Origin of the sequence: Enterobacter chinensis, assembly GCF_034008295.1 — a bacterium.
GTDB lineage: Bacteria > Pseudomonadota > Gammaproteobacteria > Enterobacterales > Enterobacteriaceae > Enterobacter > Enterobacter chinensis.
The window spans coordinates 250,187-263,671 of sequence record NZ_JARDVI010000003.1 but is presented as its reverse complement, the minus strand read 5'-3'; the positions used below and the strand labels follow the sequence as shown (position 1 = coordinate 263,671).

At 56.9% G+C, this 13,485-nt stretch carries 12 protein-coding genes; 6 read left to right on the top strand and 6 right to left on the bottom strand.

The window, feature by feature from the left end:
* The first annotated feature begins 8 nt into the window (after window positions 1–8).
* Window positions 9–305, top strand: a complete 297-nt coding sequence (gene ubiK, locus PYW49_RS10560) for a ubiquinone biosynthesis accessory factor UbiK (protein WP_013098757.1) — start codon at window positions 9–11, stop codon at window positions 303–305.
* Between the two features lie 96 nt (window positions 306–401).
* Here the strand turns inward: ubiK and hldE are convergent, their stop codons facing one another.
* Genes hldE through PYW49_RS10545 form a run of 3 tightly spaced genes read right to left on the bottom strand, consistent with a single transcriptional unit; the run spans window position 402 to window position 6,051 of the window.
* Complete coding sequence (hldE, locus tag PYW49_RS10555) at window positions 402–1,832, bottom strand: bifunctional D-glycero-beta-D-manno-heptose-7-phosphate kinase/D-glycero-beta-D-manno-heptose 1-phosphate adenylyltransferase HldE (RefSeq protein WP_134348717.1); 1,431 nt, start codon at window positions 1,830–1,832, stop codon at window positions 402–404.
* Window positions 1,833–1,872: 40 nt separating this feature from the next.
* Window positions 1,873–4,728, bottom strand: coding sequence for a bifunctional [glutamate--ammonia ligase]-adenylyl-L-tyrosine phosphorylase/[glutamate--ammonia-ligase] adenylyltransferase (glnE, locus tag PYW49_RS10550; protein ID WP_134348716.1), 2,856 nt, complete (start codon window positions 4,726–4,728; stop codon window positions 1,873–1,875).
* Between the two features lie 21 nt (window positions 4,729–4,749).
* On the bottom strand, window positions 4,750–6,051 hold the full coding sequence (locus tag PYW49_RS10545) for a CYTH domain-containing protein (protein ID WP_320386393.1): 1,302 nt from the start codon (window positions 6,049–6,051) through the stop codon (window positions 4,750–4,752).
* Window positions 6,052–6,280: 229 nt separating this feature from the next.
* On the opposite strand from PYW49_RS10545, the gene PYW49_RS10540 reads away from it, so the two are divergent.
* Window positions 6,281–6,901: a TIGR04211 family SH3 domain-containing protein gene (locus PYW49_RS10540; RefSeq protein ID WP_134348914.1), complete on the top strand. Its 621-nt coding sequence runs from the start codon at window positions 6,281–6,283 to the stop codon at window positions 6,899–6,901.
* A gap of 60 nt (window positions 6,902–6,961) precedes the next feature.
* On the top strand, window positions 6,962–8,203 hold the full coding sequence (locus PYW49_RS10535) for a multifunctional CCA addition/repair protein (RefSeq protein ID WP_320386392.1): 1,242 nt from the start codon (window positions 6,962–6,964) through the stop codon (window positions 8,201–8,203).
* Between the two features lie 10 nt (window positions 8,204–8,213).
* Here PYW49_RS10535 and bacA read toward each other — a convergent pair whose 3' ends face one another.
* The gene (gene bacA, locus PYW49_RS10530) at window positions 8,214–9,035 is read right to left on the bottom strand and encodes an undecaprenyl-diphosphate phosphatase (RefSeq protein WP_134348713.1); all 822 of its coding nucleotides are present in this window, start codon (window positions 9,033–9,035) and stop codon (window positions 8,214–8,216) included.
* A gap of 104 nt (window positions 9,036–9,139) precedes the next feature.
* On the bottom strand, window positions 9,140–9,508 hold the full coding sequence (folB, locus tag PYW49_RS10525; RefSeq protein ID WP_134348712.1) for a bifunctional dihydroneopterin aldolase/7,8-dihydroneopterin epimerase: 369 nt from the start codon (window positions 9,506–9,508) through the stop codon (window positions 9,140–9,142).
* 107 nt (window positions 9,509–9,615) lie between these two features.
* Between folB and plsY the strand changes: the two genes are divergently transcribed.
* Window positions 9,616–10,236, top strand: a complete 621-nt coding sequence (plsY, locus tag PYW49_RS10520; RefSeq protein WP_134348711.1) for a glycerol-3-phosphate 1-O-acyltransferase PlsY — start codon at window positions 9,616–9,618, stop codon at window positions 10,234–10,236.
* Between the two features lie 84 nt (window positions 10,237–10,320).
* Window positions 10,321–11,787: an MFS transporter gene (locus PYW49_RS10515; protein WP_320386391.1), complete on the top strand. Its 1,467-nt coding sequence runs from the start codon at window positions 10,321–10,323 to the stop codon at window positions 11,785–11,787.
* Between the two features lie 38 nt (window positions 11,788–11,825).
* On the opposite strand, the gene PYW49_RS10510 is transcribed toward PYW49_RS10515, so the two are convergent.
* Window positions 11,826–12,248, bottom strand: coding sequence for a MarR family winged helix-turn-helix transcriptional regulator (locus tag PYW49_RS10510; protein WP_320386390.1), 423 nt, complete (start codon window positions 12,246–12,248; stop codon window positions 11,826–11,828).
* Window positions 12,249–12,396: 148 nt separating this feature from the next.
* Here PYW49_RS10510 and PYW49_RS10505 point away from each other — a divergent pair, with 148 nt between their 5' ends.
* Entirely contained in the window at window positions 12,397–13,410 is a 1,014-nt protein-coding gene (locus tag PYW49_RS10505) for an alpha/beta hydrolase (protein ID WP_059310575.1), read from the top strand.
* Window positions 13,411–13,485 lie beyond the last annotated feature (75 nt).

Genomic DNA, 13,485 nt, shown 5'->3' with positions numbered 1-13,485 from the left:
AAACGACAATGATTGACCCCAAGAAAATTGAGCAAATTGCGCGTCAGGTTCACGAGTCCATGCCAAAAGGCATTCGTGAATTTGGTGATGACGTTGAGAAGAAAATCCGCCAGACGCTGCAGGCACAGTTAGTTCGCCTTGATTTAGTGAGCCGCGAAGAGTTTGACGTGCAAACCCAGGTTCTGCTGCGCACCCGCGAGAAACTGGCGCTGCTGGAACAGCGTCTGACCGAGCTGGAAAACCGCAATACCCCGGAAGAAGTGAAGCCGGCACCGGCAATTCCACCGGTGGATGACCAGGCCTAAAATCAATGCAAAACGGCAACCTCGGTTGCCGTTTTTTTAGGTTTGCGCCCTCTCCCTGTGGGAGAGGGTTGGGGTGAGGGCATCAGCCCGCACGGACTACTGACTGTCTTTCTGGATCTTCTTGATGATGTTGGTGGTTGAACACCCGTCTTCAAAATTGAGCACCATCACTTCACCGCCGTTGGCCCAGACCTCTTCGCTACCCGCGATTTGCTCCGGTTTGTAATCCCCGCCTTTTACCAGCAGATCCGGCAGAATACCGGCAATCAGGCGCTGCGGTGTGTCTTCTTCAAACGACACCACCCAGTCCACGGCTTCCAGTGCGCCAAGAACGATCATACGCTGTTCCAGCGGGTTCACCGGACGCGTTTCACCCTTCAGGCGTTTCGTCGACGCATCGCTGTTGACCGCCACAATCAGGCGATCGCCAAGCTTGCGCGCATTCGCCAGATAAGAGACATGGCCCGCATGCAGGATGTCGAACACTCCGTTGGTCATCACCACTTTTTCACCGCGCTTGCGCGCAGCGGCGACGGCCACTTTCAACTCGTCTTCGCTCATGACGCCAAAACCGGTATCGGCACGACCGCGCACGGCGTTTTCCAGCTCGATTGGCGAAACGGTAGACGTCCCGAGTTTACCGACCACCACGCCCGCCGCAGCGTTCGCAAAGTAGCACGCTTCTTCCAGGGAATTACCCGCTGCCAGCGTTGCCGCCAGGACGCCAATCACCGTATCACCAGCACCGGTTACGTCGTACACTTCCTGCGCCTGAGTAGGCATATGCAGCGGCGCTTTACCCGGCTGCAGCAGCGTCATCCCCTGCTCGGAGCGGGTCACCAGCAGCGCAGACAGCTCGAAGTCAGCAATGATCTTCATGCCGCGCTCAACCAGCTCTTGCTCGTTTTTACACTTGCCCGCCACCGCTTCAAACTCTGACAGGTTTGGCGTCAGCAGCGTCGCGCCGCGATAGCGCTCAAAATCCGTCCCTTTCGGATCAATCAGCACCGGCACGCTGGCTTTACGCGCCAGCTGAATCATCGTCTGCACGCTGGCCAGCGCACCTTTCGCATAATCAGAGAGCACCAGCGCGCCGATATTGCCCAGCGCCTGGTTAATACGCTCGTGCAGCGGCTCAGGATCAACGCCTTCGAACCCTTCTTCAAAATCGAGGCGGATCAGCTGCTGGTTACGCGACAGCACGCGCAGTTTCGTGATCGTCGGGTGGGTCGGAACAGAAACGAAGTCGCACTTTACGTTCACGTCCGCCAGCGACTTGCTCAGCGCACGCGCCGCATCGTCAATGCCGGTCAGGCCCACCAGACGCGAATGCGCGCCCAGAGAAGCAATGTTCATCGCCACGTTTGCCGCGCCGCCGGGACGCTCTTCAATGGTGTCGACCTTAACCACCGGTACCGGTGCCTCCGGAGAGATGCGGCTGGTCGGCCCATACCAGTAGCGATCCAGCATCACATCCCCAACAACCATTACCCCAGCACGTTCAAACTCTGGCAGTGTTACTTTCATTCCTGACTCCAGAAAGATTCACAATTTGCGCGCGATAATATCACACTTGATTTGTTACGCACGGTTCCACCAGCCACTTCTGCCAGCTGGCCGTTACCTGAGCGCGTTCAGCGGTGAAACAGTCCAGCGCCACGTGTCCCGGCTGCTCCTGCAGCGCCAGATGATGCAGTTCATCGCGCAGCGTGGTGTAGGCGCGGGTTAAGGCCTGCGCCTCCTGCTCGTCCATAATGTCGTTTTGCGCCAGGAGTTCCAGAATGCGCACGTTATCCGACCAGCGCGTCAGCTTCGGCTTGTCATGCGCGTGCAGCAGCACCAGATACTGGGTAATAAACTCAATATCGGTAATACCGCCCTCATCAGCTTTAATATCAAAGCGATCGCGATGTTTATTGCCTAAGTGCGCGCGCATTTTCTCGCGCATTTCGCGCACTTCCGTTTGCAGCGTGCTGCCATCGCGCACGGTGGTCATGACTTCCTTACGAATCACGTCAAACTGCGTTTTCAGCAGCGGATCGCCATACACCACGCGGGCGCGCACCAGCGCCTGATGCTCCCACGTCCAGGCTTCATTCTTCTGGTAATCAGCGAAGGACTCCGTCGAGGTGACCAGCATGCCCGCCGCGCCGGACGGTCGCAGACGGGCATCCACTTCATACAAAATGCCCGACGAGGTGCGGGTGCTGAACAGGTGCATGATGCGCTGCGCCAGGCGCAGGTAGAACTGACGCCCGTCAATCTCGCGCTCGCCGTCGGTCATCACATCAACCGGGCAGTCGTGGAGGAAGATTAAATCCAGATCGGAGCTATAGCCCAGCTCCCAACCGCCGAGCTTACCGTAACCCACCACCGCGAAGCCGCGACCATCACGGTCGGCCAGATGTTTCGGCTGGCCATAGCGCGCCACCATCTGCACCCAGGCCTGATGCACCACCGCGTCGATAATCGCTTCCGCCAGCCAGGTTAAGTGATCGCTCACTTTCATCACCGGCAGCGTTCCGGCGATATCCGCGGCCGCCACGCGCAGCATCTGGGCCTGCTTAAACTGACGCAGCGCCTCCAGCTGTTGCTCTTCGTCTTCTTCCGGCACGCGCAGCAGATACTGACGCAGTTCGTCCCGGTAGGCGTCGGTCGCCGTCGGTTGATAAAGGGTATTCGGATCGAGCAGTTCATCCAGCAGCAGCGGGTAACGCGCCAGCTTGTTGGCCACCATCGGCGACGCGGCGCAGAGTGAAATCAGGTGCTTAAGCGCACCGGGGAACTCGCTCAGGAGTTCAAGGTAGGTGGTACGGGTGATAATCCCGCTCAGCAGGGGCATCATCCGCGACAGCGGCACCGGCGCATCGGCACGCGAGCAGACTTCGCTCAGCAGGTGCGGCATCAGGTGATCCAGCACCTGGCGACCACGCGGGCCGATGGCGCGTTTGTTCAGCTCAAGACGGAAATCAGCGATCAGCGCCACCACGCGATGGCGCGCGTCGTCGGTTAAGTGCGTCAGCACCGGCGTGGTGTCATCTTCCTGAAGCGCGTCCTGCCACAGCTCGCGCCAGTGCTCGGAGAGCGCATCGTCCTGCGACTCACTTTCGTCATCACCGATCAGTTCGTTAAAGATCCGGCGCACGCCTGCCATATGGGCATCGAGCCGTTCGGTCAGCGTTGACCAGTCTTCCACGCGCATTCCCCAGGCCAGACGCGCCCGGTTAAGGTCGTCGCCCGGCAGGGTCTGGGTCTGTTCGTCATTAATGCTTTGCAGCAGGTTTTCCAGACGACGCAGGAAAAGATAGGCCTCGCGCAGGGTTTGCGCGTCGCCGTCCGGCAAGAGATGCAGCTGCGCAATGGCGCTCAGCGTCGGTAATAAGGAACGGGACTGCAGCGACGGCTCGCGTCCGCCGCGAATAAGCTGGAAGACCTGGACGATAAATTCGATTTCGCGGATGCCGCCCGCACCGAGCTTGATATTGTCTTTCAGCCCACGGCGGCGCACCTCGCGGGCAATCATCCCTTTCATATTTCGCAGGGACTGGATGACGCTGAAGTCGATATAGCGACGGAACACGAACGGACGCAGCATGGCGCGCAGCTCGTTGGCGTAAGCGTCGTCGCTGTCGCCCATGATCCGCGCTTTGACCATCGCGTAACGCTCCCAGTCGCGACCTTGCTCCTGGTAATAATCTTCCAGCGCCGCAAAGCTCAGCACCAGCGGCCCGCTGTCGCCAAACGGACGCAGGCGCATGTCCACGCGGTAAACAAAACCGTCCTGCGTGGGCTGATCCAGCGCTTTAATCAGGCGCTGGCCGAGACGGGTAAAGAACTGCGCGTTGTCCAGCTCGCGGCGGCCTCCGCGCGTGGAGCCGTTCTCCGGCCAGGCAAAAATCAGGTCGATATCAGAGGAGAAGTTCAGCTCGCAGCCGCCCAGCTTGCCCATCCCCAGAATCAACAGCGGCTGAGGAACCCCTTCCTCGCTGCACGGCGTGCCCCACTCTTTACAGCAGGCGGCATAGAGCCAGTCTCGCGCGGCGACAATCAACGTTTGCGCCAGCTCGCTTAACTGCTGCAGCGTACTCTCTTCGCTCACCAGTTCCAGCGCCTGAGCCCAGGCAATGCGCACCATCACCCGACGACGGAACTGGCGCAGGACGCGCATCAGCGTGGCCTCATCCGTAACGTCTTCGAGTGCAGTTTGCAGCCAGCCAGCATAGTGCCGCCACTCTTCTGCCTGCGGTGGTGCGTTCTCAAGTTCCGCCAGCCAGTCCGGGTTGGCGGTGATACTTTCCTGCACAAAATCACTGAAGACGAGCACGCTCTTTGCCTGCTCGCTTAACGATGACGCCGGTAATGACTCAGGCAGACGTTCGCAAACGGTCTGCCACTGCTGCTGTAACTGCGAAGAAAGCGGCATTATTGGGGTTCCTTGCCAGAGTTATCGTTTTCCGCTGTGCAGCCAGAACGGCTCCTGCGAAATAGCTTCGTTACGGAAATGCTCAATCTCAATATGCTGACGGGTTTCAATGGCATGCTTCAGCCCCTGCCAGTTTTCCAGCCAGGCCTGGGCTTTCACGCCGTCATAAGCGCCGGAAAGCAGCAGCATGCTATCGACATTGCGCGAAAGACGGGGAAGCTGATCGCCATACTGGTCGCCCAGCGGATACGCAAAGGTGCTCTTCAGTTCAGCGGCATGGCGGGAAAGATGAATATCCGCGAAGCGTTTGAAATTTTCCGCGATTTTGGCCTCTGCCTTCGCATCCAGGAAGGCACGCCAGCCGCGCGTCACCAGAAACTCGGTCAGCGCCAGTTTTGCCGTCGCATTTTGCGGGCTGTAGATTGCCGTTTGCGCAGAGACGTCGGAGAGCATCAGCGTTTCGGTTTGCGTCAGCAGATCACGTAAGTGAGCGCTCGCTTTTCGAGGAACGATACCGCCGAAGAGCGTCAGGGCATGGCGCACCAGAGCAATGGCCGCCAGCACGTGGGATTTCGCGTTTTTCACATTTCGCACCCACAGTTCTTCGTGGTACTGCCACTGAGAAAGCGCCAGCTCGAGCGCGGCTTCCAGACCCTCTTCAACGCTGGCTTTCGGCGCAACGTGCAAAATGGTCGTCTCTTTCAGCACGCGCGGCGCATTCCCGGCGGCCAGATGGTAACCCCGCGCGGCTTTGCTCAGGCTCCCCTGACGTAATCCGGACTGGTTCACCAGCTTGCGCGCCAGCTTCAGCACGTCATTCGCATCACCTTCCAGCAGTTCAAGCTCCAGTTCACAAATCGGCTCCTGGAATTCCCCCGCCTTCACGTCGCCCAAATCCAGGGCGATTTCGATGCGGCTTTTGCCTTCCGTCACCAGCCATTTCTCGCGCCAGAAATCAGTGCTGAACAGCGGTTGCACCTGTTCCGCCAGCGTGGAAGGCAGCTCGCCTTCCGGCCAGACTTCCGCCGGGAAACGTTCCAGCTCAAGTTCTGGCTTACTGATGTCGATATTGTATTCCGGACGCTGATGTAAACCGCCGACCACGCGGCCGGCAATTTTCATCGTCATCTCGTAGCGACCGCTCGCGCCACGGATGCGCAGCCCCATATCGTGGCGGCGCAGCCAGTTGTCCGGCGTTTCGTAATAGATATTAAGCAGTTGTACCGGTGCATGGTGTTCGCCGGAAAGCGTGTGCAGATGCTGGCGGAGTGCGTCAACGCTGTCTTTTTCGACGATAAATTTTAATTCGATTTCCTGAGCCATAGCCTTGTACTTTTGCGGGCGTCACAGACGCGTCAATGAGGGCGAACTTCCTCGCCATTTGTTTGTCAGTACATAGTATTTTGCGCCAAATTGCCATGCAATGAGCAATTTGACGGGCGTAAATGTATAGAGTCGTGACACAGATGATTCTGATTGCTGACGAATGCTTTGCGTAGAGACACTGTTGCCACTACTATCGTTCCACTATTTATGAAAATAACGACTAATGATGCTTAAATTACGCCTGATTGGACTTACTTTACTCGCTTTTAGCGCCGCAACCGCAGTGCACGCTGAAGAGAAGCGTTACGTTTCTGACGAACTGAACACCTGGGTACGCAGTGGCCCTGGAGATAATTATCGCCTCGTGGGCACGGTGAATGCCGGCGAGGAAGTGACGCTGGTGCAGACCAACGCGGACACCAACTACGGCCAGGTGCGCGACAGTACCGGTCGTACCTCCTGGATCCCGCTGAAAGAGCTAAGCACCGTGCCTAGCCTGCGCACCCGCGTCCCGGACCTGGAAAACCAGGTGAAAACCCTGACCGACAAGCTGAACAACATCGACGGAACCTGGAACCAGCGCACCGCTGAAATGCAGCAGAAAGTCGCGCAAAGCGACGGTGTGATTAACGGTCTGAAAGAAGAGAACCAGAAACTGAAAAACGAGCTGATTGTCGCGCAGAAGAAAGTGAATGCCGCCAATCTGCAGCTTGATGACAAACAGCGCACCATCATCATGCAGTGGTTTATGTATGGCGGCGGCGTGCTGGGCGTCGGTCTGGTACTGGGTCTGGTTCTGCCGCATTTGATCCCAAGCCGTAAGCGTAAAGACCGCTGGATGAACTAATTCGTCTTCTCTGCCAGACTTACGTATTATCTTGCCAAAAGAGAAAACGGGAGTGTAGGCGTGAAGAGTTATCTGGTCGGTGGTGCGGTACGTGATGCGTTGTTAGGTCTGCCGGTCAAAGATAAAGACTGGGTGGTGGTTGGTGCCACCCCTGAAGAGATGCTCGACGCGGGCTACCAGCAGGTAGGCCGCGATTTCCCCGTGTTTTTGCACCCGCAAAGCCGCGAAGAGTATGCCCTGGCGCGTACCGAGCGGAAATCAGGTTCGGGCTATACCGGCTTCACCTGCTATGCCGCGCCGGATGTCACGCTAGAGCAAGATCTCCTGCGCCGCGATCTCACCATCAACGCGCTGGCGCAGGACGAGAACGGCCAGATCGTTGACTCTTATGGCGGCCAGGACGATCTACGCAACCGTCTTTTACGTCACGTCTCCCCGGCGTTTTCTGAAGATCCGCTCCGCGTACTGCGCGTGGCGCGCTTTGCCGCGCGTTATGCCCATCTCAGCTTCCGTATTGCCGATGAGACGATGGCGCTGATGACCGCCATGACCGAGGCGGGCGAGCTTGCACACCTGACGCCAGAACGCGTCTGGAAAGAGACGGAAAATGCCCTCACCACGCGTAACCCGCAGGTCTTTTTCCAGGTCCTGCGCGACTGCGGCGCACTGAAGGTGCTGTTCCCGGAAATAGACGCGCTGTTTGGCGTTCCTGCTCCGGCGAAATGGCATCCGGAAATTGATACCGGCGTGCACACGCTGATGACGCTCAGTATGGCGGCCATGCTCAGCCCCGACGTGGACGTGCGTTTTTCCACCCTGTGCCACGATCTCGGCAAAGGCTTAACGCCAAAAGAATTCTGGCCTCGCCACCACGGGCACGGCCCGGCTGGGGTGAAGCTGGTCGAAGGGCTGTGCCAGCGTCTGCGCGTCCCGAACGAGATCCGCGATCTGGCGAAACTGGTCGCCGAGTTCCACGACCTGATCCACACCTTCCCTATCCTGAAGCCGGCCACCATCGTCAAGCTGTTCGATAACATCGACGCCTGGCGCAAACCCCAGCGCGTGGAGCAAATTGCGCTCACCAGCGAAGCAGACGTGCGCGGTCGTACCGGGTTTGAAGCGTGCGATTACCCGCAGGGACGTTTACTGCGTAAAGCCTGGGACGTGGCGAAAGCGGTGCCGACGAAAGACGTTGTTGATGCGGGATTCAAAGGACCTGAGATTCGGGAAGAGCTCACGAAACGGCGAATTCAGGCGGTATCGGACTGGAAGGAACGGCACTGCCCTCAGCCAAAAGACTGAGGGCAATCGGTCAGAAGAAGACCACGTACACCGCAGCCGCCACGATAAAGCGATAGATCGCGAACGGAATAAACGAAATACGCTTAATCAACTGCAGGAAGGTTTTGATGGCAATCAGCGCCACGATAAACGCGGTGATGAAGCCAACGGCGAACATTGGAATATCGCCAGCCGTCAGGAAGTGATAGCTCTTATAGACGTCGAGTACGGTGGCCCCCATCATCATCGGCACCGCCAGCAGGAACGAAAACTCGGATGCGGCGTAACGGCTTACGCCCATCAGCATCCCGCCGGAGATGGTTGCGCCTGAACGCGAGAAGCCCGGCCACAGCGCCAGACACTGGAAGCAGCCAATGATAAATGCCTGACGATACGTCATATCGTCCAGACCTTCCGCGCGCGGCGTTTTTGGCTTCAGCACTTCTGCGGCGATCAGCAGGAAGCCCCCCACCACCAGCGCGTACATCACGTTAATCGGGTTAAACAGAGATTTAATGGCGTCGTGGAACACCAGACCCAGCACCACTGCAGGAACCATCCCGAGCAGAATATGGATCAGTGACAAACGCCCTTTACCGGCCCCTTCGTGCTGAGGCGGACGACCAAAATGGATGCCGATCAGACCAAACAGGCGACGCCAGAACATCACGACTACCGCCAGAATAGACCCCAGCTGAATCACCACTTCAAACGTTTTAGCGGTATCACCTTCAAAGCCCAGCAGATGGCCAACGATAATCATATGGCCCGTACTGGAAACCGGTAAAAATTCCGTCAATCCTTCGACCACACCCAGTATTGCCGCCACCAGCAGCGAGTGCATATCGCTCATCTATAAACCCCTAAAAAGATATAAAAAACGGTGTCCCTACAGACAACCGAGAAAGATACAGCCTTAAGACCGGTATAACCTACAATGGTTTAGCTATTATGACGTTAAATCTTTCCTTTCAGATTTGTGCCACGCTCGATGATAACGCCCACATTGGCGGCACGCGCCACCGCGCCCGGCTTGCTCAGCTTGATGCGCACCCACGGTGAGTTGAATTTATTCAGCAGTAATTCTGCGACTTCTTCAGCCACCCGTTCGACGAGCGCAAAACGTTGCCCTTCAACGTGGGCGATGACCGTTTCACTGATGTCGGCATAGCTCAGACAGTCATTCACGTCATCGCTTTTTGCCGATTTGCGGTTATCCCAGCCCATTTCGATATCGAACACCAGCTTCTGCTCGATGGTCTGTTCCCAGTCGTAAACACCAATTGTGGTGATTACCGAAAGTTGCTCTATAAATACAATATCCATCACGACCTGCCTGCTTTTTGGCTAAACCGGATACCACTTCCGGCGAATTATGCGTATTATCCACAGATGCTGAGAATACAGATACATTTTCAAAACGGAACAGCGTTATGAGTGCAATCGCGCCTGGAATGATCATCCTCGCCTATCTTTGCGGCTCAATCTCCAGCGCCATTCTGGTCTGCCGCATCGCCGGGTTACCTGACCCGCGTGAAAGTGGTTCCGGGAATCCGGGGGCGACCAACGTACTACGAATTGGCGGCAAGGGAGCAGCCGTAGCGGTTTTGATTTTTGATGTTCTGAAAGGAATGCTACCCGTCTGGGGCGCGTATGCGCTGGGCGTCACGCCGTTCTGGCTGGGGCTCATTGCTATTGCTGCCTGCGTCGGTCACATCTGGCCCGTATTCTTCGGCTTCAAAGGTGGCAAAGGCGTGGCTACCGCTTTTGGCGCCATTGCACCTATCGGCTGGGACTTAACCGGCGTTATGGCCGGCACCTGGCTGCTGACCATTCTTCTGAGCGGCTATTCGTCGCTCGGCGCCATTGTCAGCGCGCTGATCGCCCCGTTCTACGTCTGGTGGTTTAAACCTCAGTTTACCTTCCCGGTATCGATGCTCTCCTGCCTTATCCTGCTGCGCCATCACGATAATATTCAGCGCCTGTGGCGTCGTCAGGAGACCAAAATCTGGACGAAGCTCAAGAGGAAGAAAAAAGACGCTCCGAAAGGTTAGTTATGCCTTATAGCCAAATGTGATTTTGGCCACCTTCTGCCTGTGGTAACTGTTAGAGACACAACACAACCACATTAGAAGAAAATGGCAGACATTACAGACACCACTCCCCTTTCAACACCACAACATTCAGCGGATGGCGACGTCCAGTGGGTACGCAGCGCCGCTGACGTCTCGCGGCTGGTCAATCATGGTTCTCAGGGACGGGCGAATGCGCGTATCGTCATCGGTATCGCGCTGGGCGGTATTTTCCTCGATGCCTACGACCTCGGCGCGCTGGCCTTCGGCATAAAAGACATTACCCGCGAATTTAACCTCACGCCAGCAGGCACCGGCATGGTGGCCTCGGCCATTACCTTCGGGGCTATTGTCGGGGCGCTGCTCGGCGGATATCTTACGGACAAGATTGGCCGCTACCGGGTCTTTATGGCCGACATGCTCTTCTTCGTGGTGGCCGCCATCGCCTGTGCGCTGGCGCCCAACGAATACGCGCTGGCGGGCGCCCGCTTTGTGATGGGTCTCGGCGTGGGGATCGACCTTCCCGTGGCGATGGCGTTTCTGAGCGAGTTTGCCAAACTCAAAGGCCCGGGGAATAAGGCCTCCAGCGTCGCAATGTGGTGCCCTACCTGGTATGCCGCCATCAGCATCTCCTACCTGCTGGTGCTCTTCTTCTACGCCGTACTGCCGGAAAGCCACAGCGACTGGCTGTGGCGTTTGATTCTGGGCTTTGGCGCGGTGCCGGCGCTGGTGATTATCGCCATCCGCAGCCGCTATATGAGCGAATCGCCGGTCTGGGCGGCGAATCAGGGCAATCTGAAAGAAGCAGCCTCGATCCTGCGCCAGTCCTATAACATCAATGCCCACGTGCCGCAGGACGCGCTCAGCCAGCCAGCGCCCGTGGTCAACAAGGCAAAATGGTCAAACTACCTGAACCTGTTCCGCGGAATCTATTTACGCCGCACGACGCTCGCCACGCTGCTGTCTGTCGTCTCTTCCTTCGCCTATAACGCCGTAGCGTTTGGTCTGCCGGTGATCATCTCCAGCTTCTTTGTCCAGTCGATGCTCACCACCATTCTGATTTCTCTGGTACTTAACCTGCTGTTTGCCTTCGTCGGCGGGCTGCTGGCGGTACGCTACGTGCCTCGCTTCGGTGCCTGGCGGATGTCGCTTGCGGGCTATGCCTGCCAGCTGGTTGCGCTGCTCGGGCTGGCGCTGGTGGGACGGCCTGAAGGTGCAGAGGAAGGTGTGGTTGCCGTCGGGATGCTGGCGTTATTCCTGTTCGGCCAGGGCTTTGGGCCGGGCGCGCATACCATGACGTTTGCCTCGCTGAGCTACCCGACCTCGCTGCGCGGCGTCGGCGTGGGCCTCAACCAGACGCTGATGCGTAGCAGCTCGACGCTGTCGCTATTCCTGTTCCCGCTGCTGGTCGCCTCGCTGGATACCGCCGTGTTCTGGGTGATTGCGCTGGCGCCGTTTATCGGCCTGGCCTCGCTGCTGGCGATCCGCTGGGAGCCGTCCGGGTATGACGTGGATGCGGAGGATTACCGCTAATGACCTCGCTTCGGTGGGTTAACCCCACCGAAGGGTTCTTACAAATCATCCAGCAGCGTTCGGGAAAGTTTTTTCAGCATCTCAAGCTCTTCATCATTCATCCGCATGCTGCAGCGAATCTGGTCCGGCAGCGCCATCACCTGCTTTTTCAGTGCGTTAGCCTTCTCCGTCAGAACAACATTTTTCATTCTTTCGTCACCCACAACCGCGATACGGTTGAGAAACCCCTTTGCCTCAAGTTTTTGTACCAGCGGGGTCAATGTGCCCGAATCAAAAAATGTCTTATCGCTGAGATCGCGAAGTGGAATGTTGTCTTTCTCATAAAGCGCCATCAAAACAACAAATTGCGGATAGGTCAGATCCAGTTCCTGCAATAAGGGACGATATTGCCGAACGAACGCGTTGGTGACCGAGTACAGTGAGAAGCAAAGTAAATCATCTAATGTCTTGTTTTCTTTCATTTCTCTATCAACCCTAAGTCAGTTTTATAAAAAAATTATAAATAAAGTTTGACTAAAAGTATCTTGCGCGCAAGTATTACACCAACAACTTAATAGTGCGCTACTTAAATAACGTCACCGTTTAACACTCGCTTAAAGAGGTACTACCATGAAAACATTAACCGCCATCCTGGTTTCTTCCGTATTCGCGTCAGCCGCAGCGTCCGCTCACACCACCAATACCCCTACCCCGACCGCAGGCGTACAGGCATTTCTTAATGTTCTCAATTCAGGCAAGGGTAAGCCAATGGAACAGATGACTCCGCAGGAGGCCCGCCAGGTACTGATCGGCGCGCAGCAAGGCGCAAAACTACCCCCCGCTCAGGTTTCAGAAAAAACGATCCAGGTAAATGGTCAGGCGATCAAACTGAAAATAGTGAAACCTGAAAACGCAACCGGCACGCTCCCGGCATTTATGTTCTTCCACGGCGGCGGCTGGGTGCTGGGTGATTTCCCAACCCATGAGCGCTTGATCCGCGACCTCGTTCGCGCGTCGGGTGCCGCAGCGGTTTACGTTGATTACACGCCGTCACCTGAGGCCCATTTCCCGGTAGCCATTAATCAGGCCTATGAAGCGACAAAATGGGTAGCCGGGCACGGTCAGGAAATTGGCGTGGACGGTAGCCGTCTGGGTCTGGTCGGTAACAGCGTGGGCGGCAATATGGTGGCTTCCGTGGCGCTGCAGGCAAAACAGTTCAATGGGCCAAAAATTCGCTACAACGTCATGCTCTGGCCTGTTACCGATGCAAATTTTGATACTGCCTCGTATAACCAGTTCGAGAACGGCTATTTCTTGTCGAAAAACATGATGAAATGGTTCTGGGATAACTACACCACCAACGCAGCCGATCGCAACAATATCCTTGCCTCTCCGCTTCGCGCCAGCGCCGCGCAGTTGAAAGGCTTCCCGGAGACGCTGATTCAGACAGCAGAGCTGGACGTTCTGCGGGATGAAGGTGAGGCATTCGGGCGTAAACTGGATGCGGCTGGCGTTCCGGTGACCGTCACGCGCTATAACGGCATGATCCACGATTACGGCCTGCTCAATCCACTGAGCGAAGAGCCTACGGTCAAGGTTGCTCTGGAGCAGGCTGGCGCAGCGCTGCATGAGCACCTGAAATAACAGCATCGCGATGCTTGTCAGACAGCACGCCCCCCCGGGGCGTGCTTTTTTGTTTCGTCTTAACCGCCATCCATA